This is a genomic window from Lentzea guizhouensis (assembly GCF_001701025.1).
Taxonomy (GTDB): Bacteria; Actinomycetota; Actinomycetes; order Mycobacteriales; family Pseudonocardiaceae; genus Lentzea; species Lentzea guizhouensis.
The window spans coordinates 4146465-4167279 of record NZ_CP016793.1 but is presented as its reverse complement, the minus strand read 5'-3'; the positions used below and the strand labels follow the sequence as shown (position 1 = coordinate 4167279).

The 20815-nt window shown below is 70.3% G+C and carries 24 protein-coding genes and 1 pseudogene; 14 read left to right on the top strand and 11 right to left on the bottom strand.

Going from position 1 to position 20815, the window contains the following annotated elements:
• The first annotated feature begins 119 nt into the window (after window positions 1-119).
• The gene (locus tag BBK82_RS20810; protein ID WP_065916493.1) at window positions 120-686 is read left to right on the top strand and encodes a hypothetical protein; all 567 of its coding nucleotides are present in this window, start codon (window positions 120-122) and stop codon (window positions 684-686) included.
• Window positions 683-1102 (top strand): hypothetical protein, encoded by a 420-nt coding sequence (locus BBK82_RS20805; protein ID WP_065916492.1) that lies wholly within the window; start codon window positions 683-685, stop codon window positions 1100-1102. The genes BBK82_RS20810 and BBK82_RS20805 overlap by 4 nt, the downstream gene beginning before the upstream one ends.
• Here the strand turns inward: BBK82_RS20805 and nucS are convergent.
• A complete protein-coding gene (nucS, locus tag BBK82_RS20800; protein ID WP_065916491.1) occupies window positions 1054-1713 on the bottom strand; it encodes an endonuclease NucS in 660 nt (219 codons plus the stop codon). The two genes, BBK82_RS20805 and nucS, sit on opposite strands and share 49 nt — an antisense overlap.
• A 54-nt stretch (window positions 1714-1767) precedes the next feature.
• Between nucS and BBK82_RS20795 the strand changes: the two genes are divergently transcribed.
• Window positions 1768-2304, top strand: a complete 537-nt coding sequence (locus tag BBK82_RS20795; RefSeq protein ID WP_065916490.1) for an NUDIX domain-containing protein — start codon at window positions 1768-1770, stop codon at window positions 2302-2304.
• A gap of 161 nt (window positions 2305-2465) precedes the next feature.
• Here BBK82_RS20795 and BBK82_RS20790 read toward each other — a convergent pair.
• Window positions 2466-3388: pseudogene (locus BBK82_RS20790) on the bottom strand (GlxA family transcriptional regulator).
• A gap of 109 nt (window positions 3389-3497) precedes the next feature.
• On the opposite strand from BBK82_RS20790, the gene BBK82_RS20785 reads away from it, so the two are divergent.
• From BBK82_RS20785 to BBK82_RS20770, 4 genes are read left to right on the top strand one after another with little or no spacing between them, the layout of a single operon-like run.
• The gene (locus tag BBK82_RS20785) at window positions 3498-4088 is read left to right on the top strand and encodes a DJ-1/PfpI family protein (RefSeq protein WP_065916489.1); all 591 of its coding nucleotides are present in this window, start codon (window positions 3498-3500) and stop codon (window positions 4086-4088) included.
• Window positions 4085-4492: a hypothetical protein gene (locus BBK82_RS20780; protein WP_065921227.1), complete on the top strand. Its 408-nt coding sequence runs from the start codon at window positions 4085-4087 to the stop codon at window positions 4490-4492. Before BBK82_RS20785 ends, BBK82_RS20780 begins: the two co-directional genes overlap by 4 nt.
• Window positions 4493-4534: 42 nt before the next feature.
• Window positions 4535-4981, top strand: coding sequence for a nuclear transport factor 2 family protein (locus BBK82_RS20775; protein WP_065916488.1), 447 nt, complete (start codon window positions 4535-4537; stop codon window positions 4979-4981).
• Window positions 4981-5517 carry a TetR/AcrR family transcriptional regulator gene (locus BBK82_RS20770; RefSeq protein ID WP_065916487.1) on the top strand — a complete coding sequence of 179 codons (537 nt, stop codon included), beginning with the start codon at window positions 4981-4983 and terminating at the stop codon, window positions 5515-5517. The genes BBK82_RS20775 and BBK82_RS20770 overlap by 1 nt, the downstream gene beginning before the upstream one ends.
• Before the next feature lie 3 nt (window positions 5518-5520).
• Here the strand turns inward: BBK82_RS20770 and BBK82_RS20765 are convergent, their stop codons facing one another.
• Complete coding sequence (locus BBK82_RS20765) at window positions 5521-6219, bottom strand: SDR family oxidoreductase (protein ID WP_083268064.1); 699 nt, start codon at window positions 6217-6219, stop codon at window positions 5521-5523.
• A gap of 102 nt (window positions 6220-6321) precedes the next feature.
• Between BBK82_RS20765 and BBK82_RS20760 the strand changes: the two genes are divergently transcribed.
• Window positions 6322-7176, top strand: coding sequence for a helix-turn-helix transcriptional regulator (locus BBK82_RS20760; protein ID WP_065916485.1), 855 nt, complete (start codon window positions 6322-6324; stop codon window positions 7174-7176).
• On the opposite strand, the gene BBK82_RS20755 is transcribed toward BBK82_RS20760, so the two are convergent.
• Window positions 7091-7849 carry an enoyl-CoA hydratase-related protein gene (locus BBK82_RS20755; protein WP_065916484.1) on the bottom strand — a complete coding sequence of 253 codons (759 nt, stop codon included), beginning with the start codon at window positions 7847-7849 and terminating at the stop codon, window positions 7091-7093. The two genes, BBK82_RS20760 and BBK82_RS20755, sit on opposite strands and share 86 nt — an antisense overlap.
• Window positions 7850-7866: 17 nt before the next feature.
• Window positions 7867-9861, bottom strand: a complete 1995-nt coding sequence (locus tag BBK82_RS20750; RefSeq protein WP_065916483.1) for a protein meaA — start codon at window positions 9859-9861, stop codon at window positions 7867-7869.
• A 103-nt stretch (window positions 9862-9964) separates the two neighbouring features.
• Between BBK82_RS20750 and BBK82_RS20745 the strand changes: the two genes are divergently transcribed.
• Window positions 9965-10252 (top strand): hypothetical protein, encoded by a 288-nt coding sequence (locus BBK82_RS20745; RefSeq protein ID WP_065916482.1) that lies wholly within the window; start codon window positions 9965-9967, stop codon window positions 10250-10252.
• Between the two features lies 1 nt (window position 10253).
• Here BBK82_RS20745 and murA read toward each other — a convergent pair whose 3' ends face one another.
• Window positions 10254-11519 carry a UDP-N-acetylglucosamine 1-carboxyvinyltransferase gene (gene murA / locus BBK82_RS20740; protein ID WP_065916481.1) on the bottom strand — a complete coding sequence of 422 codons (1266 nt, stop codon included), beginning with the start codon at window positions 11517-11519 and terminating at the stop codon, window positions 10254-10256.
• 35 nt (window positions 11520-11554) lie between these two features.
• Between murA and BBK82_RS20735 the strand changes: the two genes are divergently transcribed.
• Window positions 11555-12127, top strand: a complete 573-nt coding sequence (locus tag BBK82_RS20735; protein ID WP_065921226.1) for a cob(I)yrinic acid a,c-diamide adenosyltransferase — start codon at window positions 11555-11557, stop codon at window positions 12125-12127.
• A 51-nt stretch (window positions 12128-12178) separates the two neighbouring features.
• Here the strand turns inward: BBK82_RS20735 and BBK82_RS20730 are convergent, their stop codons facing one another.
• Together BBK82_RS20730 and BBK82_RS20725 are read right to left on the bottom strand one after the other, a co-directional pair.
• Window positions 12179-12559 (bottom strand): DUF2550 domain-containing protein, encoded by a 381-nt coding sequence (locus BBK82_RS20730; protein ID WP_179953792.1) that lies wholly within the window; start codon window positions 12557-12559, stop codon window positions 12179-12181.
• Between the two features lie 73 nt (window positions 12560-12632).
• A complete protein-coding gene (locus BBK82_RS20725; protein ID WP_065921225.1) occupies window positions 12633-12998 on the bottom strand; it encodes a F0F1 ATP synthase subunit epsilon in 366 nt (121 codons plus the stop codon).
• 105 nt (window positions 12999-13103) lie between these two features.
• On the opposite strand from BBK82_RS20725, the gene BBK82_RS20720 reads away from it, so the two are divergent.
• The 4 genes from BBK82_RS20720 to BBK82_RS52735 all read left to right on the top strand — a co-directional run bounded on the left by BBK82_RS20720 (window position 13104) and on the right by BBK82_RS52735 (window position 16175).
• Window positions 13104-13592, top strand: a complete 489-nt coding sequence (locus BBK82_RS20720) for a SigE family RNA polymerase sigma factor (RefSeq protein WP_065916479.1) — start codon at window positions 13104-13106, stop codon at window positions 13590-13592.
• Window positions 13583-14821, top strand: a complete 1239-nt coding sequence (locus BBK82_RS20715) for a hypothetical protein (protein ID WP_065916478.1) — start codon at window positions 13583-13585, stop codon at window positions 14819-14821. The genes BBK82_RS20720 and BBK82_RS20715 overlap by 10 nt, the downstream gene beginning before the upstream one ends.
• Window positions 14822-15033: 212 nt before the next feature.
• The gene (locus BBK82_RS52740) at window positions 15034-15504 is read left to right on the top strand and encodes a helix-turn-helix domain-containing protein (protein WP_218920509.1); all 471 of its coding nucleotides are present in this window, start codon (window positions 15034-15036) and stop codon (window positions 15502-15504) included.
• Window positions 15393-16175, top strand: coding sequence for an IS630 family transposase (locus BBK82_RS52735; RefSeq protein ID WP_237048377.1), 783 nt, complete (start codon window positions 15393-15395; stop codon window positions 16173-16175). The genes BBK82_RS52740 and BBK82_RS52735 overlap by 112 nt, the downstream gene beginning before the upstream one ends.
• Window positions 16176-16188: 13 nt before the next feature.
• On the opposite strand, the gene BBK82_RS20700 is transcribed toward BBK82_RS52735, so the two are convergent.
• From BBK82_RS20700 to BBK82_RS20690, 3 genes are read right to left on the bottom strand one after another with little or no spacing between them, the layout of a single operon-like run.
• A complete protein-coding gene (locus tag BBK82_RS20700; RefSeq protein WP_065916477.1) occupies window positions 16189-17922 on the bottom strand; it encodes an ABC transporter ATP-binding protein in 1734 nt (577 codons plus the stop codon).
• Window positions 17919-19427: an ABC transporter transmembrane domain-containing protein gene (locus tag BBK82_RS20695; protein WP_083268063.1), complete on the bottom strand. Its 1509-nt coding sequence runs from the start codon at window positions 19425-19427 to the stop codon at window positions 17919-17921. Before BBK82_RS20695 ends, BBK82_RS20700 begins: the two co-directional genes overlap by 4 nt.
• A 15-nt stretch (window positions 19428-19442) precedes the next feature.
• Complete coding sequence (locus BBK82_RS20690) at window positions 19443-20609, bottom strand: MFS transporter (RefSeq protein ID WP_237048294.1); 1167 nt, start codon at window positions 20607-20609, stop codon at window positions 19443-19445.
• Between the last annotated feature and the right edge of the window lie 206 nt (window positions 20610-20815).

The following is a 20815-nucleotide window of genomic DNA, read 5'->3' as shown; positions in this document are numbered from 1 at the left end:
GGCCTTGTTACCCCGATGGCTTGATCACAAAACCACGATGTGTGGTGGGTCGCTCACTGAAGCCGGGTGAGCGCGAAACTCGGATGCGCCACAGACCTGGCCTCTTCAAGACTGACCACGTGAACGACTACAGGCAGACGATCCGGCTGTGCCCGTTGTGCCGTGCGGTGCTCATGGGCCCAAGCGAGGACACCCCTCGGGACGACGTCTGCGACATCTGCGCCATGCGCCCGCTCTGGGAGGCGTTGCCGCAGGCCGTCCGGGACGAGGTCGGCGCCGTGGTCGACGAGAAGAGCGCGATCCCGGCGGGGTACCTGCTGGCGGAGCTGGACGGCGGACGGCGCCCGACCATGGAGTACATGCGGATCACGTCCTACCGCAGGAGGGTGGGCGAACGAACCTGCCGCTGCGCGGAGACCGAGCACGGCCGGGTCAGCTGGTCCTGCCCGTCGTGCGACCGGCGGCTGATGGGGTGCGACGAGACCCACGGGGAGATCTGCCGGCCCTGCGGCCTGGGCCCGGCCTGGGAAGCGCTGCCGCGGGCCGTGCGCGACGAGATCGGTGCGATGGTCGACGCCGGTGCCGTGATGGACGCGCCCGAGCGGTTGCGGGAACTGGACGAGTTCCGGCGCGACAACTTCGACTACACGCTCATGATCGCGTACCGCGGCTCGGTGAAGCGATGACCGGCCCCGCCGCCTACGACTGCGCCCTCTGCCGGGCGAAGCCCGCGTGGACCAGGCACCCCAGTGCCGCCCACCACCCGCTGTGCGACGCCTGCGCCGCGACGTACACGACCTGGCCGTGCCCCGGCTGCGGCAACGAACAGTTCCGCCCACCCGACGAGGAGGGACAGCCCTGCCCGCAGTGCGAGCCGCAGCTGATCTTCGCCGCACTGCCGGAGGCGAACCGCGCGGAGATCGACCGCGCGGTCGCCGAACTGGGCGCCATTCATGCGATCAAGCGGATCCGCGACCTCACCGGCTGCGGCCTGCGTCAGGCGATGGGCATCCGCGGCAACCGGTACCTGGCGGTCCGGGACGGGACGGCTGATCAAAACAGCCGGAACTCGTCCGGCTCGATCCCCCGCAACGCGTCGTAGTCCAGCACCACGCACCGGATCCCGCGGTCCTCGGCCAAAACCCGCGCCTGCGGCTTGATCTGCTGCGCCGCGAACACGCCCCGCACGGGCGCGAGCAGCGGGTCGCGGTTGAGCAGCTCCAGGTACCTGGTCAGCTGCTCGACGCCGTCGATGTCGCCCCGGCGCTTGATCTCCACGGCCACGGACGCGCCGGCGCCGTCGCGGCACATCAGGTCCACCGGGCCGATGGCGGTCGGGAACTCGCGGCGCACCAGCGAGTAGCCCTCGCCGAGGGTGGTCACGTGCTCGGCGAGCAGCTTCTGCAGGTCGGCTTCGACGCCGTCCTTCTGCAGGCCGGGTTCCGGGCCGAGCTCGTGCTTGGAGTCGTGCAGCACCTCGTCGAGGGTGATGATCAGCTTCTCCCCCGCCTTGTTCTGCACCGTCCAGATGTCCGGGTCCTCGATCAGCCAGCAGGGCGGGCTCATCCAGTTCAACGGCTTGTACGCGCGGTCGTCGGAGTGGATCGACACGGAGCCGTCGGCCTTGATGAGCAGCAGTCGCTGGGCCATCGGCAGATGGGCGGTCAGTCGTCCGACGTAGTCGACCTGGCAGCGAGCGATGACGAGACGCACCGCGACAGGCTACGGGGTGTGTCCAGGAACGGGTCGTTAGGTACGGTCCGTGCCGTGGAAAGCCTCGGCACCCGTGAGGTGTACGCAAACCCGTGGATGACCGTTCGCGAGGACGAGATCCGGCGCGCGGACGGCACAAAAGGCATCTACGGCGTGGTCGACAAGCCCGACTTCGCGCTGGTCATCCCCCTCGACGGCGAACGCGTGCGGCTCGTCGAGCAGTACCGCTACCCGCTCGGCATGCGGCGCTGGGAGTTCCCGCAGGGCACCGCGCCCGACCGCGCGGACACCGACCCGCTCGCCCTCGCCGCGCGCGAGCTGCGGGAGGAGACGGGGCTGCGGGCGGGCAAGCTGATCGAGCTCGGGCTGATCGACGTCGCACCGGGCATGTCGTCGCAGCGCGGGCGGGTGTTCCTCGCGACCGACCTCGTCGAGGGCTTCCACGAGCGGGAGCACGAGGAGCAGGACATGCGCTCGGCGTGGTTCGCGCGCGCCGACTTCGAGGCGATGATCGCGAAGGCGGAGGTCACCGACGCGCAGTCGATCGCCGCGTACACGCTGCTGCTCCTGCACGAGCACGCCCAGCCCTAGGGCCTGTGTCGAAGTCCATGTCCGCGATAGCCGGGCCTGAGGCGGCCCCTGGGGGCACGGGCGGACAGCCCACATACAACACCGGTATGCGGGCTGTCCGCCCGCACCGCCAGGAACCACCTCAGGCTCGACTCTCATCGAACCGGACTTCGACACAGGCCCTAGTCGCGGCAGCTCTGAAATGCTGCGCGGTAGGCGTTCGGTGACGTCCCGGCGACCCGCTTGAACCTGTCGCGGAACGCCGTGGCCGACCCGAACCCCACCTTGCTCGCGATCAGCTCCACCGGGTGCCTCGTCGTCTCCAGCAGGTGCTGCGCCTGGCGGATCCGCGTCCGGTGCAGCCACTGCAGCGGGGTCGTCCCCGTCTGCTCGCGGAACCGCCTGTTCAACGTCCGCGTGCTCATCCCGGCGTGGCCGGCCACGTCGGTCAGCGTCAGGTCGCGTGCGGCGTTGGCCTCCATCCACCGCAGCAGCGGTTCGAGCTCCGCACCCTGCGGCGCCACCGGTGGTGTGACGATGAACTGCGCCTGCCCGCCCTCGCGTTCCAGCGGCATCACCGCCATCCGCGCCGCGTCGGCCGCCACCGCGGACCCGTGGTCGCGCCGGATGATGTGCAGGCAGAGGTCCATCCCCGCCGAGGCACCGGCGGAGGTCAGGAACTGGCCGTTGTCGACGTAGAGCACGTCCGGGTCGACCTCCACGGCCGGGAACCGCGCCGCCAGCTCCTCGGCAGCCAGTGCGTGGTCGCGCGCATCCCGTCCAGCAACCCGGTCGCCGCGAACACGAACGCCCCCGTGCAGACCGACGCGATCCGCGCACCCCGCGCCGCCGCCGCGCGCAACGCCTCGACCACCCTCGGCGGCACCACGAGCTCCGGATCGTGCCCCGGCAGCACGATCGTGTCCACTTCGGACAGCAACTCCAGGCCGTGTTGCACTTTGAGGTCGAAGAGCTCGGACCGCGCCGTCCTCTTGGGACCGCAGACGCGCACCCGGTACCGCCCGGTCCAGTTGAACGCGTCCACGGGTACCGCGAAGTCGAACGGGACCACGCTGTCCATCACCACTACGGCCACCTGGTGCACGACCACCACCATAGCTGGCGAGAATCCGTTGGAACATGGCATTCCAGCCACTCGCCCACCGACCGCGCCACTCCTACCGTTTGATCAACGGAACCGAAGGAGCAGCGAAGTGAGAGCGCAAGTGGTGTTGTTCGACGGCTTCGACCCGTTGGACGCGATCGGCCCGTACGAGACCCTCGGCGCCGGCGGCCTGCAGGTCGAGCTGGTGACCGCGGAGGGCCCGCGGGACGTGCCGAGCGGCCTGGCCTTCTCCCTGCGGGCGACCGCCCGGCTGGACCCGCTCGCCGCCGGCCTGCTCGTCGTCCCCGGAGCCGCCGGCCACGACGAGGACGGGGTCGTCGCGCTGCTGGGCAATGCCGCCGAAACCCTGAAGACGCCGCTGCGGCAGGCGTTGGAGAACAACGACCTGACCGTCACCACGGTGTGCGGCGGCTCGCTGCTGCTCGCGATGGCCGGCCTGATCACCGGCCGCACCGCGACCACCAACCACCTCGGCCTGCACGCGCTGGAGGCGATGGGCGTCAACGCCGTCCGCACCCGCATCGTCGACGACGGCGACCTGGTCACCGCCGCCGGTGTCACCTCGGGCGTCGACCTCGGCCTCTACCTGGTCGAGCGCGAGGTCGGCGCGCGGAAGGCGGTCGAGGTGGAGACCCTCTTCGCCCACGAGCGCCGCGGCACGGTGTGGAGCGCGGCATGAGCAAGCTCTTCCTCTCGCTGCACGTCCTCGCCGCCATCATCGCGATCGGCCCGGTCACCGTGGCCGCCAGCATGTTCCCCAAGGCCGTCGCCACCGACGGCAACGCCGCGCTGCTGCACCGGATCTGCCGCGTCTACGCCCTGCTCGGCATCTCGGTGCCGGTCTTCGGCTTCGCGACGGCCGGCGTGATGGGCGTGACCGGCCACCCCTGGGTGGTCGTGTCGATCGCGCTCACCACCGCCGCCGCGTTCGTGCTGGCTCTCAAGATCCTCCCCGGCCAGGAGCAGGCGCTCAAGACCGGGAACGTCAAGCGGCTGGCCATGTACACGGGGGTCTTCAACCTGCTCTGGGCCGTCGTGACCGTGCTGATGATCCTGCGCCCCGGCTCGACGACAGGAGCTTAGCCCGCTAAGTTATTGGTCAATCACTAACTTAGGAGGGCGCACATGACCGCCGACCGCACCGCGGCCCAGCACGCCGTTGCCGAGCACCTGCGGCTCACCGCCGCCGGGCGCACGGAGGAATGGGTGACGCTGTTCGCCCCGGACGCGGTGCTCGAGTTCCCGTACGCGCCGCAGGGCGTGCCCCGGCGGGTGGCCGGCCGGGACGCACTGCTCGCACACATGCGCGGCTTCCCGGAGACCTTCGACGTCGAGTTCGTCGACCTGGTGTTCCACGAGACGGTCGAGCAGACCCTCGCGATCGCCGAGTTCCGCTCGACCGGCACGGCGGTCGCGACCGGCAAGCCGTACGAGCAGACGTGCATCTCCGTCGTGCGGACCGGCGACGACGGCCTCATCACCCACTACCTCGACTACTGGAACCCGTTGGTGGCGATCGAGGCGCTCACCCCCGACCTCGGCGCGGAGACCGCGAAAGCCGTGGTTGACTGATGCCCATGCCCGCCGCCGGCACCAGCACGAAGAGCGACGAACGCCGCCGGGCCGTCCTGGCCGCCGCGATCGACTGCTTCGCGCACAAGGGTTTCTACGGCACCACGACGCACGAGATCGCCGACCGGGTCGGCATCTCCCAGCCGTACCTCTACCGCCTGTACCCGAACAAGCAGGCCCTGTTCGCGGCGGCGGTCGACCAGGTGTCCGCCGTGATGACCGAGACGCTGGTCGCGCACGCGCCGGAAGGTGACGAGACGGCGTTGGCGGCGGCCAGGAACGCCTACGCCGCGCTCGTGGCGGACCGGACGGTCCTGCGGTTCCTCATGCACGCGAACTGCGCCGCCGAGGAGCCGCTGGTGGGCGAGGCCGTCCGCCGGTGCTACGCCAAGCAGGTCGGCACCGTGCGGGAACTGCTGGGCGACGACGACGCCGTGCGGCACTGGTTCGGTGCCGGGATGCTCGACAACGTCGTCGCCGTGCTGGGCCTGGCCGACCTCGACGAACCGTGGGCGCGGGTCCTCAGCGCCCGCTGAGCCCTACCGCTGGGTCACCGGCCGCACCACGATCTCGTTCACGTCGACCTCCGCGGGCTGCGAGACGGCGTAGGCGATGGCCTCCCCGATCGCCGACGCGGGCAGCGCACCCGCGCGGAAGTCCCGCATCAGGTCCGCCGCGTGCTGCTCGGTGATGGTGTCCGCCAGCTCGGACTCCGTGACACCGGGCGAGATCACGGTGACCCGCAGGTCGTCGCGCTCCTGCCGCAGGCCCTCGGACAGCGCCCACACCGCGTACTTGGTCGCGCAGTACACGGCGGCGGTGGGCATGACCATGTGCGCGCCGATCGAGGCCACGTTCACGACGTGGCCGCCGCCGGTGAACCGCGGCAGCACGGCCGCGATCCCGTTCAGCACGCCCTTGATGTTGACGTCGACCATCCGGTCCCACTCGTCGACCTTCAGCGAGTCCATGAGCGACAACGGCATCACGCCCGCGTTGTTCACCAGCACGTCGACCCGCCCGTACCTCTCGACCGCCGCGTCCACAAAGGACTGGAACGACGCGCGCGAGGTCACGTCCAGCTCCTGGTACCCGCCACCGGTCTCCTCGGCCAGCGCCGCCAGCCGGTCCACCCGCCGGGCGCCCAGGAACACCTGGTGCCCCGCCTTGGCCAGGACGCGGGCCGTGGCCTCGCCGATGCCGCTGGACGCTCCACTGATCACCACAACTTTGCTCATGGCGACAACGATCGGGGGGAAACCGCAGGTCAACCAGGACACCTTCTCCCTAGGTGTGCCACACCCAGGCAGCTTCGCGGAACCCGAACTAACCTCGAACACGTGCTCGGCGAGTTCCTGAAAGCCCACCGCGCCCGCGTCAACCCGGAGGACGCGGGCCTGCCCTCGCACACCCAGCGCAAGGTCAAGGGCCTGCGCAGGGAGGAGGTGGCCGTGCTGGCCGGCGTCAGCGCCGACTACTACGCCCGCCTGGAGCAGGGCCGCGAGACCAACCCGTCCGCCCAGGTCCTCGACGCGCTGAGCCGCGCGCTGCGACTGGACACCGACGCCCGCGCGCACCTGCACCGCCTGGCCGGCGTCGTCGCGGACGAGGGCCACACGACCGACCAGGTGAGCGCCGAGCTGCGGCAGCTCATCAGCGGCATGCACGACATGCCGGCGTTCGTGATGAACTCCTACCTCGACATGCTCGCCTCGAACGCACTGGCCGACGCCCTGTACGAGCCGTTCACGCCCGCCGACAACGCGGCCAGGATGACGTTCCTCGACCCGGCCGCCGCGAGCTTCTACCCGCGCTGGAACTGGGTCGCCCAGAGCACCGTCGCGCACCTGCGGCAGACCGCCGACCCGAAGTCCGCGCGGCTGCGGCAGATGGTCGCGGAGCTCAGCCGGCACCCGGTGTTCGAGGAGCTCTGGGAACACCACGAGGTGCGCGGGAAGACCCAGGACGCCAAGGAGTTCGTGCACCCCGCCGTCGGCCGGCTCAAGCTGACCTACCACTCGTTCGACGTCCGCGAGGCGCCCGGCCAGTTCCTGGTGGTCTACCAGGCCGAACCGGGCCCGGACGCGGACGCGCTGAAGCTGCTCGCGACTAGTCGGGCCACACGGGCTGCCGCTTCTCCAGGAACGACGCCCGTCCCTCTTTGGCTGACGGGGACTGCGAGGTCTCGGCCATGACCGCGAGCGCGATCTCGTACGCGTCGGGCTCCGGCCGGTCCAGCTGCGCGTAGATCGTCCGCTTCCCGAGTGCCTTCGACGTCCTGGAGCCGCGCGTCGCCCGCGCCAGCAAGTCGTCCACCTCGGTGTCCAGCGCGTCGGCCGGCACTGCGCGGTTGACCAAGCCCCACTCCACGGCGGTGGCCGCGTCGATCACGTCACCGGTGAGCACCAGCTCCATCAACCGCTTGCGCCCGATCGACCGCGCCACCGGCACCGCCGGCGTGTGGCAGAACCACCCGGCTTTGCCGCCGGGCAACGAGAAACCGGCCGTGTCCGCCGCGACCGCGAGGTCGCAGGACGCGACCAGCTGGCACCCGGCAGCCGTGGCCAGGCCTTGCACGCGTGCGATCACCACCTGCGGCACGGACTGGATCGTCTTCATCAGCACCGTGCACAGCTCCAGCAGCAGCCGCACACCTTCTTCGTCCCGTGCGTGCACGTCCGCGAAGTCGTGGCCGGCGCTGAACACCGGCCCCTCGGCACCGAGCACGATGCCCGCCGCGTCGGACGCGCCGGCCTCCCGGAACGCCTCCAGCAGCTCGGTCAGGTGCTCGGCGGACAGCGCGTTGCGCTTCGCCGCACGGTTCATCGTGATCCGGACTACGGAACCCTCGCGCGCAACGTCGACCATGCCGCGAACGTAGAGGCTCAGGCCGGCGAACGCACCTCGCGGATCACGGTGACGATCTCGTCCATGATCTCGGTCAGCTCGTAGTCCTTCGGCGTGAACACCCGTGCCACACCACGCTCGCGCAGCTCGGCCGCGTCGTCCGGCGGGATGATGCCGCCGACGATCACCGGGATGTCCCCGGCACCGGCCGCGCGCAGCCCGTCGACCACCGCCGGCACGACCTCCAGGTGCGACCCGGACAGGATCGACAGGCCGACCACGTGCACGTCCTCCTGCACCGCTGCCGCCACGATCTGCGCCGGCGTGAGGCGAATGCCCTGGTAGACGACCTCGAAGCCGACGTCGCGGGCCCGCACGGCGACCTGCTCGGCGCCGTTGGAGTGCCCGTCGAGGCCCGGCTTGCCGACCAGCATCCGCAGCCGTTCGCCGATCTCCTCACCGGTCGAGCGCACCCGGTCGCGCACCCGCGCGATCTCCGAGCCCGCCTCGCCGGACGCCGACGCACCGGAGACGCCCGTGGGCGCCCGGTACTCGCCGAAGGTCTCCCGCAACGCCTGCGACCACTCGCCGGTCGTCACGCCGGCGCGCGCACACGCCAGCGTCACCTCCACGAGGTTCTGGTCGGTCTTCGCGGCCTCGCGCAGAGCGTCCAGCGCCGTCTCCACCGCCGCGTTGTCCCGGTTCGCGCGCCACTGCCCGATCGCCTCGACCGCGTGCAGCTCGACGATCGGGTCAATGGTCTCGATCGCCTTCGCGCCCTCGGCCTGCAACGGCGACGGCTCGGTCGTGTCGAACCTGTTGACACCGACGATGACGTCCTCGCCCGCCTCGACCCGGCGGCGGCGATCAGCCAGCGAGGACACCAGGTTCGACTTCATGTAGCCGGACTCGACGGCCGCGACCGCACCGCCCATCGCCTGCACCCGGTCGATCTCCTCGCGCGCACCGGCGAGGATCTCGTTCACCTTGGCCTCGACGACCGGCGAGCCGTCGAAGACGTCCTCGTACTCCAGCAGGTCCGTCTCGTAGGCGAGCACCTGCTGCATCCGCAGCGCCCACTGCTGGTCCCACGGCCGCGGCAGGCCGAGCGCCTCGTTCCACGCCGGCAGCTGGATCGCGCGGGCGCGGGCGTTGCGGGACAACGACACCGCGAGCATCTCCAGCACGATGCGCTGGACGTTGTTCTCCGGCTGGGCCTCGGTGAGCCCGAGCGAGTTGACCTGCACGCCGTAGCGGAACCGGCGGTGCTTCGGGTCCTGGACGCCGTAGCGCTCCAGCGTGATCTCGTCCCACAGCTGGGCGAACGCGCGCATCTTGCACATCTCCTCGATGAACCGCACACCGGCGTTCACGAAGAAGGAGATGCGGGCGACGACGTCACCGAACTTCTCCTGCGGCACCTGACCGGAGTCGCGCACGGAGTCGAGCACCGCGATCGCCGTGCACATCGCGTACGCGACCTCCTGCGCCGGCGTCGCGCCGACCTCCTGGAGGTGGTAGCTGCAGATGTTGATCGGGTTCCACTTCGGCACGTTCGACACGGTCCACGCGACCATGTCGGTGATCAGCCGCAGCGACGGCCCCGGCGGGAACACGTAGGTGCCGCGGGACAGGTACTCCTTGATGATGTCGTTCTGCGTGGTGCCGGCGAGCGCCGCCGGGTCCGCGCCCTGCTCCTCGGCCACGGTGACGTAGAGCGCGAGCAGCCACATGGCCGTCGCGTTGATCGTCATCGACGTGTTGGCGTCGCCGAGCGGGATCTGGTCGAACAGCTGCCGCATGTCGCCGATGTGGCTGATCGGCACGCCGACCTTGCCGACCTCGCCCTTGGCGAGCTCGTCGTCGGGGTCGTAGCCGGTCTGCGTCGGCAGGTCGAACGCGACCGACAAGCCGGTCTGGCCCTTGGCGAGGTTCCGCCGGTAGAGCGCGTTGGAAGCGGCGGCCGACGAGTGACCCGCATACGTGCGCATCACCCAGGGGCGGTCGCGTTCACGGTCAGCTGGGTACGGCACAGCAACCTCCCACAACGTCGTTCTCCGGAGCGTACTGGCCAGTAACAGAGGCTGCGCGTGCGCTTGCTCACTGAATCGAGACCAAAAAGAGCATGATGAGGAGGTGACGCTGATTTACCAGACGGTCGTCGTGTTCGCGGTGCTCGGCCTGCTGGCATTGCTGTTGCGGTACTTCGTGGGCAACGACAAGCGGCCCGTGCCGGATCTGGACGGCACGGACTTCGGGTTGTTGAGCGAGGTGGCGGTCGTGCCCACGGAAGAGGCGGCGAACGTCCTCGTGCGGAAGCTGAAGGCGAACGGGGTCAAAGCCACGCGCTCACGAAACGCGCCTTACCGGGTGATGGTGTTCCCGGCGGACGTCGCGAACGCGCGGCTCGTGCTCAAGACCTGACTCAGGCGCTCACGCGCTCGACGTCGGCCCCGAGCTTGCGGAGGTTTTCCACGAACCCAGGGTAACCGCGCTCGATGTGGAAGATTTCATAGACTTCGGTCGCCCCGTCGGCGCACAGACCGGCCAGCACCAGGCCCGCACCAGCGCGGATGTCACTGGCCCACACCGGCGCGCTGGACAGCTTCTCGACGCCGCGGATCACCGCGTGGTGACCGTCCGTGCGCGCGTCGGCGCCGAGGCGGATCATCTCGTCGATGAACCGGAACCGCGCCTCGAACAGGTTCTCCGTGATCATCGACGTGCCCTCGGACACCGCCGACAGCGCGATCGCGAACGGCTGGTTGTCGGTGGCGAAGCCGGGGTAGGGCAGCGTCACGAAGTCGACCGCCTTCGGCCGCCCCTCCATGACCACCCGGAAGCCCTCGTCCTCACCCTCGTAGACGGTCACCTCGGCGCCCGCCATCCGCAGCTTCTCCAGCACCAGGTCCAGGTGGTGCGGGTTCACGCCGCGCACCCGCACGTCGCCGCGCGTCATGGCGGCAGCGAACCCCCACGTGGCGCCGACGATCCGGTCGCCGATCACGCGGTGCTCGGTCGGCGTGAGCTCGGTGACGCCGTGCACGGTGAGCGTCGACGTGCCGGCGCCCTCGATCCGCGCGCCCATCTGCGTGAGCATCAGGCAGAGGTCGACGATCTCCGGCTCGCGCGCCGCGTTGTCGATGACCGTGGTGCCGTTCGCCAGCACCGCCGCCATCAGGATGTTCTCGGTGGCGCCCATGCTGGGGAAGTCGAGCCAGATCTGCGCGCCGTGCAGCCCCTCGGCCTCGGCGACGATGCAGCCGTGCTCGATCCACGTCCTGGCACCGAGCTTCTCCAGCCCGCTCTGGTGCATGTCCAGCGGCCGCGAGCCGATCGCGTCGCCACCCGGCAACGCCACGACCGCGCGCTTGCACCGCCCGACGAGCGGCCCGAGCACGCAGATGCTGGCCCGCAGCTTGCCCATCGCCTCGGAGTCGGCGTGGTAGCTCAGCTCGGCCGGCGTGGTGATCCTCGCCACGTCACCTTCGAGCTCGACCTCGCACCCCAGGCTGCGCAACGCGTCCGCCATCAGCGGCACGTCCAGGATGTCCGGGCAGTTGGTGAGGGTTGTCGTGCCCTCGGCGAGCAAAGCAGCGGCCATCAGCTTCAGGACGCTGTTCTTGGCGCCGACGACATCAACTTCGCCGACCAGACGTGCGCCACCGTGTACCCGGAAATGCTCGCTCACGCGGCAATCCTACGTACGGCCATAGAGTGCCGGTCATGGCGGTACATCTCACCAAGATCTACACACGGGTCGGCGACGACGGCACGACCGGACTCGGCGACTTCTCCCGCGTCCCCAAGACCTCGCCGCGCATCGAGGCCTACGCGGACGTGGACGAGACCAACGCGGCCCTGGGCGTGGCCCTGGCACTGGGTTCGCTGGCCGAAGACGTGCACGACGTGGTCCGCAAGGTGCAGAACGACCTCTTCGACGTCGGAGCGGACCTCTGCACGCCGATCGTCCCGGACCCGAAGTACCCGCCGCTGCGCATCACCCAGGCGTACGTGGACCGCCTGGAGGGCTACTGCGACACGTTCAACGAACGCCTCGGCAAGCTCGACTCGTTCATCCTCAACGGCGGCACCCCCGGCGCGGCCCTGCTGCACCAGGCCCGCACGATCGCCCGGCGCGCGGAACGGCGGGCGTGGGCGCTCATCGAGGACGACGCGGAGCACACGAACGTGCTGACGGCGAAGTACCTGAACCGGCTGTCGGACCTGCTGTTCATCCTGGCTCGGGTGGCGAACCCGGACGGTGACGTGCTGTGGCAGCCGGGCGGCAACGCCTGACGAACGACGAAGGGCGCCTCCCTGTAGCGGAAGGCGCCCTCTTCGTCGTGTCTACGAGGCCCAGGGAATGGACCGGCCCGGAGGCGCTGACTCCAACCAGGACAAGAATCCGGTCAGCGCATCCGGGCCCATCGCGATCTCGACCTCGCCCGACGCGGACCGGCACCGCAGCACCGTCGCCCCCACCGGCATCGCGTACGCCTCGGGCCCCGTGGGCTCCCGGCGCGCATCGATCTCGAGGCCGTCTCTGGAGATCATCTCGTCGGGACCGGACCCCAGCGAGAGCACCCGGAACCAGGCGAACGAGTCGCCCCGGTAGTGCCCCACGCCCAGGTGCCAGCCCCGGCCGCGGTCGTCGAACCGGCTGCGCAGGGCGACGTGCACGCCGCCCTCGCGCAGCAGCCTGATCCGCCGCCAGGCGAACAAGGCCATGACGACTGCCACCCCAAGAAGGATCAGTCCGGCAATCTCGGTGATCCCCACGGCTGCGGCCTCGTGCCCGGTCTCAGGCCGACTGTTCCACGGCCCGCACGCGCGCTGCCGCACGTGCGCGCTCTGCGTCGTCCGCGTCCTGCAGCGCCGAACGCGCCGCGTTCACGTCGATCTCGCCCGCGAGCTCGGCGTCCTCGGCGAGAATCGACACGCCGTCACCGGTCACGGACAGGAAGCCCCCATGTACTGCGGCGGTCACCAGTGCACCGTCCGTCGTGCGGATTCGCACCACACCGCCCTCGACCAGCTGACCGAGAACGGGCTCGTGACCGGGCAGGATGCCGATCTCGCCCTCGGTCGTCTGCGCCGAAACGGAAGTGGCCTTGCCGGACCACAGGCGGCGTTCAACGGCGACCAGTTCAACGGTCATCTCGGCCACGCGCATCTCCCTCGTCGTCTGGAGTCGAGCTGAGTCTAAACGGTCGCCTGACAACCTTGCCGCCCCGCCCGGTGTCAGTACCTTCGACAACCGCCGGAGGGGGACATGCAGGAGTTCGAGGAGTTCGTGGCGCTGCGTTCGCAGGCCTTGCTGCGCACCGCGTACCTGCTGTGCGGCGGCGACCGGCAGGCGGCCGAGGACATGCTGCAGGACGTCCTGATGGGCATGTACGGCAAGTGGCGGCGCATCCGGACCTCACCGGAGGCCTATGCGCGCAAGGCACTCGCCAACGCCGCCGCCAACCGGTGGCGGCGCAGGGCACGCAAGCCGGAAGCGCCGATGGACCACGCGCGGACGCCGACGACCTCAGGTCACGAGGACCAGGTCGTGGCCGCGGACAGCGTCGTGCGCGCGTTGGCGGAGCTGCCGAAGAAGATGCGGGCCGTGCTGGTGCTGAGGTTCTTCGACGACCTGAGCGAGGCCGACACCGCCCGTGCGCTGGGTTGCGGTGTCGGCACGGTGAAGAGCCAGACCTCGCGCGGCCTCGCCCGCATGCGGGAGCTGATGGGTGAGCAGGTGCTGACGTGGAGCTGAAGCAGGCGATGGAGACCGCGACCGAGACCCTCGACGTGCGGCCCGGATTCGTGGGGGACGTGATGACCGGGGCGCGCCGACGGCACACCCGCAAGCTGTTGACGGTGACCGCCGTGGTGGCGCTGCTCGCGGGTCTCGTCACCGGGGTGGTGCTGACCGGGTCGAACCCGGCGCCCAGTGCGGACGACCCGCGGCTGACCGCGGCGACGAGCGGGGACCTGGCCGCCGACACCGAGTTCCTCACCAGGTCGCTGGACGTGTGGCGGGACGCCCAGACCGTTTCCGCGCTGGCCAGGAACGCCGTGACTGACGTCTCGGCCAGGCCGAAGGTGTTCTGGGCGGCGAGAACACCGGGTGGCCCTGCCGCTCTGGTGGTGCAGCCGGTGGAAGCGCACAACTCCGAGGACGCGCGGACGATGGTGGGCCTCGTGGTGGGTGACGCCGTTGTGGACAGCGAGGTCGTCCAGGCCGGCGGCCAGGAACGCGGCATCTACCAGTTCGGCCCTGACGACTCGACGTTCGTGGTACTGGGCCTCGGCAGGAGCGTCTACTGGTCGGTCAACCCCACTCGCGGTCCCGACCAGCGCTGGTCCCGGTCGTGGCAACGGGCGGAGACCGGCATGACGGGCGTCGCCGTGCTGACCGCGAAGCGCACCGAGAAGCCGGTGTTCCTGCGCACGACGAGCGAGCCGGGGTCGAAGGACTTCTTCGCGCTGCAGCAAGAACGGATCGTCTCCGCCAAGGAGTTGCAGCTCGGCGAGGTCCTCACCCAGCACCCCGGCGTGCTCGGCTGGCCGGACGTGATGTGGGCCACCCGGCTGCAGGAGCCCGACCTGCCCGGCACCGGCCAGGACCGGTCGGTCGTCACGGACCTGCAGAAGCGGGGCTACCTCGACTTCGGCAGCGGGTCCGGCGCGCTGACGGGCTGGGAGGTGCGGGCCTGGCTCCCGGACGGCCGGTTCGCGACGGTGTTCGAGGCGAGCGAGGAACTGGTCGCGGCGATCTACCACGCCGACGGCAGGTTCGACCGCCTCCTGCCCGGTGGCCCGGTGCAGCGCGACCTGACCGTGCCGGTGCGGATCACGTTGCCGGACGCCCAGGGCGTGATCCTGGCCGAGCGCGGTGCACTGCTCGGTCCCGAGGAGCGGCGGGACGCATGGCTCGCACCGCCGGGTATCACCCAGGTCACGCTGTGGCAGCACGGCAACACCACGGAGGTCCCGCTCTAGTGGCGCGACTCGGAACGTCGGCGAGGTGATCCACGCTCAGCAGGGCACCTCGCGGCGCCGCCCCCACGCCCCCATACGGTCCAGTATGAGGACGTGGGGGCGACACCACGATGCACCCGTCTGACCGCGAATTCCCCCGGCAACGTTCCGAGCCACACCACTAGTAGTGTGTCGCTGCTTACTTACGGCGTTTTGGCTGGGAGGCTGTTGTCATGGCCTCCCAGTTGAAGCGGCCGGTGACGTTGTCGGCACGGGATCGTGAAGAGCTGATCCGGCTGACCACCACGGGTGTGCGTGCGGCGTCGGCGATCAGGCGGGCGCGGGTGCTGCTCGCGCTGGACACCTCGGTGGGCGAACCCGATCCGAAGGAAGTGATCGCGACCCGGCTCGGGGTCTCGGGTGAGATGCTGCGGCTGGTCGCCAGGCGGTTCGCCGAGACCGGCGGTGATGTTCTTGCCACGATCGGACGTAAGAAGCGTGCTCTTCCGCCGGTGCCGTCGCCGGTGACCGGGGAGGTCGAGGCCCGGCTGATCGCGCTGGCGTGCTCGGCACCGCCGGCCGGGCATGCCCGGTGGTCGTTGCGGCTGCTGGAAAAGCATGTCGAGCTCACCGAGGACATCCCGAACCTGGACCACTCGACCATCGGCCGGGTGTTGAAAAAACGCAACTGCGTCCTCATCTGAGGAAGTGCTGGACCATCCCGCCACGCGCCAACGCCGAGTTCGCCGCCCGCATGGAAGACGTCCTCGCCGTCTACGCCCGCCCGTACGATCCCGCCCGCCCGGTCGTGTGCATGGACGAGAAACCCTTCCAGTTCCTCGGCGAGGTCCGCGACCCGCTGCCGGCCCGGCCGGGCCGCGATGCCCGCCAGGACAGCGAATACGTCCGGCGCGGCACCTGCTCGATCTTCGTGTTCACCGACCCCCTGCGCGGCTGGCGGCGTGTCCACGCCCTGGCCCAGCGGACCAAACTCGACTGGGCCGGGCAGGTCAAACAACTCCTGACCGTCGACTACCCCGACGCCGGGACCGTGGTGCTGGTCATGGACAACCTCAACACCCACACCATCGCCTCGCTCTACGACGCCTTCCCGCCCGCCGAGGCCTTCGCCCTGGCCCAGCGCCTGGAAATCCACCACACCCCCAAACACGGATCCTGGCTCAACATCGCCGAGATCGAACTCTCCGCACTCAGCCGCCAGTGCCTCGACCGCCGCATCAGCGACCTCGACACCCTCAACACCGAACTCGCCGCCTGGCAACACGCCACCAACACCAACCAGCGCGGCGTCGACTGGCAGTTCACCACTCACGACGCCCGCACCCGACTCCGCCACCTCTACCCCAAAGGTTAGAAGCGACGGTCTACTAGTCACCCCCGTGCCACGACCGCCACAGCGCCGCGTACGTACCGCCCAGCGCGACGAGGTCGTCGTGGGTGCCGAGCTCGACGACCCGGCCCGCGTCGACGACCGCGATCCGGTCGGCGTCCTGGGCGGTCTGCAGCCGGTGCGCGATCGCGATCACCGTGCGGCTCTCCCGCACGGCCGCGATCGCGCGCTCGGCGTGCCGGGCGGTCGCCGGGTCGAGTGACGACGTGGCCTCGTCGAGCACCAGCGTGTGCGGATCGGCGACCTCGACCCTGGCGAGCGCGAGTTGTTGTGCCTGCGCGGGATCCAGCGTCAGGCCGCCCGCCCCGAGCACCGTGTCCAGGCCGTCCGGCAGCGTGGTGGACCAGTGGGCGCCCACCATCCGCAACGCCTCGGTCAGCCGCTCGTCCGGCGCGCCGGGAGCGGCCACCGCCAGGTTCTCCCGCAGGGTGCCGATGAAGACGTGGTGCTCCTGCGTCACGAGGACGACCCGCTGCTCGCCCGCCGCCACGAGGTCCGCGACCGGCACGCCGCCGACCAGCACGTCGCCCTCGTCCGGCCGGTCCACCCCGGCGACCAACCGGCCCAGCGTCGACTTGCCCGCACCGGACACGCCCACGATCGCGAGCCGTTCTCCCGGCTGGACCACGAGGTCGACGCCGTGCAGCACCTCGTGTCCGTCGACATAGGAGTACCTGACGCCGCGCAGCTCGATGCGATCGCCCTGCGGCACAACAGGTTCCACCGGCGGTTCGACCTGCGCCCCGATGCCTTCGACGCGGGCGAACGACGCCGCGCCGCGCTGGACGTTCTCCACCCAGAACAGGATCCGGTCCATCGGCTCGACCAGCCGCCACACGAGCAGGCCGCCCGTGACCACGACGTCGATCGGCACCTGGCCGGACAGGTACGCCGAGCCGCCGACGAGCAGCACCAGGGCGGTCGGCAGCATGTTCACGAACTCGACGATCGGGAACAACACGTTGCGCAGCAACAGGGTTCGCATTCTGGTCGCGTACGACACCGCGATCGCACCGTCCGCGGCCACCCGCATCCGCGCCCGCAACCCGTACGTCTCGATCGTCCTGCTGCCCTCGCCGACCGCCGCGGTCAGCTCGGCCACGTCGCCGACCGCCGCGTTCTCCGCCAGGTAGGCAGCCCGCGCCCGCCGGAGGTACCAGCGGATCGTCACGGCGACGAACGGCACGCCGACCAGCGCCGCCAGCCCGAGTGCCGGGTGCAGCCACAGCACCGCCACGAACACCACGACCAGGTGCACGACCCCGGTGAAGACCTCCGGCGCGCCGTCCCGCAGCGTCACCCCGACCGTGCCCACGTCGCTGGTGACGCGCATGAGCAGGTCGCCGACGCCCAGCCGGTCCACCACCCGCGCCGGCAGCGCGAGCGACCTCGACACGGCTTCCTCGCGCAACGACGACAGCAGTCGCTCGCCCAGCCGCGTCGTCACCAGGCTGCTGTACCGCACCAGCACCAGGTGGGCCACCGCCGCACCGAGCACCCCGGCGGCCATCCAGTCCACAGTGGACAACGTCAGCCCACCGCGTTCGATCCCGCCCACGATCTTGCCGAGCAGGTATGGCCCGACCAGCCCTGCCAGCGCCGCGAGCGTGGTGAGCAGCAACACCACCGCCAGCGCACCGCGTTCGCCGCGCACCAGCCGCACGGCCGCCCGCCGCACCTCCCGCCGGTCCGCGACGGGCAACCGGGTCATCGGCTCTCCTCCAGCACCGCGTCGAGGTGCACGACGTGGTCCGCCTGCCCCACCCACAACGGCGACGACGACACGACCACCGTGGTCCGCCCGGCCCGCGCCTGCTTCACCCGCCGCGCCACCGCCGCCTCGGTCACCGCGTCGAGCGCGGAGGTCGGTTCCACCAGCACCAGCACGTCCGGCTCGCTGAGCAACGCCCGCACGAGCCGCAACCGCTGCCGCTGCCCGCCGGACACGTTGCGCCCCTGCGACTCCAGGTGCGAGTGGAGCCCGTCCGGCAACGCCTCCACCACGTCCACCGCGGCCGCCGCCCAGATCGCCTGCTCCAGCACCAGCTCGTCGTGCTCGGCGACCGACACCGCCTCCCGCACCGGCCCGCGGAACAGGTAGTCGTCGTTGTCCGCCACCAGCCCGAGCGGTTCCACCGCCTCCCGCGCCGCCGCCGGGTCCGCCGACACCACGACCGTCAACGCACCGCTCTCGACCTGCAGCCCGGGCCGGTCCAGGGCCTCCTCCGGCCGCAACGACAACAGGTCCACGACCCGCCGCGCCGACACCAGCGCCCGCGGCACCGAGTCCGCGCCCTCCACGAAGAAGCTGACCGGCACGATCAACGTCGTCACGTACAGGTAGACCGCGATCATCTCCGGCACGGTGATCTCGCCGGTCACCGCCATCCGCGCCACGATCCACGTGACCACCGCGAGGAACAGCGTGGGCAGCACCCACATCACCTGCGCCCAGCTGTGCCACACGGACACCCGGTACCCGTGCTCCCGCACCACCGCCGACCGTTCCCGGAACCGCTGCTCGAACGCGGGCTTGCCGCCGATCCCGGACAGCACCCGCAGCCCGGCCACGATGTCCCCGGCCCGTGACGTCAGCTCGCCCTGGCTGTCCCGGTACCCGGCCTCCACCGCGTGCAGCCGCTTGAGCACCGGCCCGGACACCACCGCCATCACCGGCACCCCGAGCAACACCACCACGGCCACCAACGGTGAGATCCGCACCAGCAACACCGCCGTCACCGCGTACGCGACCACCGCCCCGACCCCAGGCCCGGTGGTCGTGAGAGCGTGCGCGATCCGCGCCGTGTCACCGTTCTGCAGGTAGGTCAGCTCCCCCGTGGAGAGCTTGCGCCGCACCACCCCACCCAGCCCGGTGACGTGCCGCACGACCAACTGCGCCGTGCGCAACGACGCGTCGGTCCGCACCTTCGTCATCGTCCGGTGCCGCAACATCCCCAGCACGGCCAGCAAGGCAGCCATGCCCACGAGCGCCGCACACCACCACACCAGTGCCTGCCGGTCCCCACCCCGCAGACCGTCCTCAACGGCCCGCTGGATGAGGTAGGGCGGCACGATCAGCCCGCACATCCACGACGACCCCCACCACGCCCCGGCGAGCACCCGCCGGCGCTGCACCCACGCCAGCCACCACAGGTACCGCCAGGGCGATCGGAGGTCCGGCACTCCTGGTTCGTCATAGGGCACATGTCGGGCCATGCCCGAACCCTGCCATCACCCCGCGCGCTGCACGACCGCTTTGTCCTTCATCCCCACCGCAGCCACCCCGGCCGCCCCGAGCGCCGCCACCACCGCGAACACGTAGAACCCCCACGGATACGCCAGCCCGGCCGTCAACAAGGCCCCACCGACCAACGGCCCGCTGATCGCCCCGAGCCGCCCGATCCCCGCGGCCCACCCGATCCCGGTGGCCCGGTTCTCCTCGTACACCCGCCCCGCGTAGGCGTAAACGAGCACCTGCGCGCTGAACACGAAGCACCCGGCCAAGAACACGGCCACGTACACACCGACACCCGGCAACTTGATGCTCAGCAGCGCCAAGAACACCACCGCCCCACCGAACCACCCGATCGCAGCGGGCCGAACCCCCACCCGGTCCGCAACCGTGCCGGCGATCAAAAGCCCCACCACCGCGCCGATGTTGAGCGTCAGCAACAACGCCAGCGCCGTCCCGAGCTCGTACCCGGCACTCCGCATGATCTGCGGCAACCAGGTGTTCAGCCCGTACACCAACAACAACCCCATGAACGACGCAGCCCAGAACGCCACCGTCGCCTTGCGCAGCCCGGGCTTGAACAACGACCCGACCGCCTCCCCCGCAGGAGCCTTCCGCGTGACCGTCTCCGGCAGGTACCTGACCATCAACGGCACCAGCACCACCGCGGGCAACGCCCCGACCACGAACAGCGCCTGCCACCCCAAGTCCGGAATCAGCACGATCCCCAGCAACGCCGTGATGACCGCACCGACGTGGTACCCGGTCATGATGAGCGTGGTCGCCCGCCCACCCCGCAACGGCCGCGCCTCGTTCACCAACGCGATCGCCGTCGGCAAACACCCGCCCAGCCCCAGCCCGGCCAAGAACCGCAACACCCCGAACGTCGTCGCATCGGTCGCAAAGGCACAAGCCAGCGTGAACACCGAGAACCCGGCCACCGCGTAGATCATCACCTTGCGCCGCCCCACGACGTCGGTGATGGTCCCGATGACGAGCGCGCCCAGCATCATCCCGACCAACCCGGCCGTGGACACCGCGCTGGCAGAGGCCGTGGTGAGCAGCTTCTCCTGCAACAGCACGGGAATCACCGTGCCGAGCACGACGAGGTCAAAGCCGTCCAGCAACACCGCCGTCCAGCACAGCGGCAACACCCACTTGTTCACGCGCTCGTCCTCCTCGATGAGGGCCTGGTGTTGCCGTGCATCGTGCGGCGACAAACCGACAGCCGGGAGCCCGGTTTCCACTGACCGGAAAGACGAACGCACCATGGCGCCACCGCCGCGACAACGGATCCCCTGACAGCCCAAAGGGCCGCCCCTCCCACCAGGGAGGAACGGCCCTCAGGAACCTTCAGCTATCGCGTCGAACC

Excerpts from the sequence above, each read along its gene's own strand:
- BBK82_RS52740 (WP_218920509.1), top strand. The coding sequence starts at position 15,034 with ATGGCCTCCCAGTTGAAGCGGCCGGTGACGTTGTCGGCACGGGATCGT.
- BBK82_RS20765 (WP_083268064.1), bottom strand. The coding sequence starts at position 6,219 with ATGAGCAAAGTTGTGGTGATCAGTGGAGCGTCCAGCGGCATCGGCGAG.
- BBK82_RS20805 (WP_065916492.1), top strand. The coding sequence starts at position 683 with ATGACCGGCCCCGCCGCCTACGACTGCGCCCTCTGCCGGGCGAAGCCC.
- BBK82_RS20775 (WP_065916488.1), top strand. The coding sequence starts at position 4,535 with ATGACCGCCGACCGCACCGCGGCCCAGCACGCCGTTGCCGAGCACCTG.
- BBK82_RS20780 (WP_065921227.1), top strand. The coding sequence starts at position 4,085 with ATGAGCAAGCTCTTCCTCTCGCTGCACGTCCTCGCCGCCATCATCGCG.
- BBK82_RS20700 (WP_065916477.1), bottom strand. The coding sequence starts at position 17,922 with ATGACCCGGTTGCCCGTCGCGGACCGGCGGGAGGTGCGGCGGGCGGCC.
- BBK82_RS20720 (WP_065916479.1), top strand. The coding sequence starts at position 13,104 with ATGCAGGAGTTCGAGGAGTTCGTGGCGCTGCGTTCGCAGGCCTTGCTG.
- BBK82_RS20770 (WP_065916487.1), top strand. The coding sequence starts at position 4,981 with ATGCCCATGCCCGCCGCCGGCACCAGCACGAAGAGCGACGAACGCCGC.
- BBK82_RS20730 (WP_179953792.1), bottom strand. The coding sequence starts at position 12,559 with ATGGCCTTGTTCGCCTGGCGGCGGATCAGGCTGCTGCGCGAGGGCGGC.
- BBK82_RS20735 (WP_065921226.1), top strand. The coding sequence starts at position 11,555 with ATGGCGGTACATCTCACCAAGATCTACACACGGGTCGGCGACGACGGC.
- BBK82_RS20755 (WP_065916484.1), bottom strand. The coding sequence starts at position 7,849 with ATGGTCGACGTTGCGCGCGAGGGTTCCGTAGTCCGGATCACGATGAAC.
- BBK82_RS20695 (WP_083268063.1), bottom strand. The coding sequence starts at position 19,427 with ATGGCCCGACATGTGCCCTATGACGAACCAGGAGTGCCGGACCTCCGA.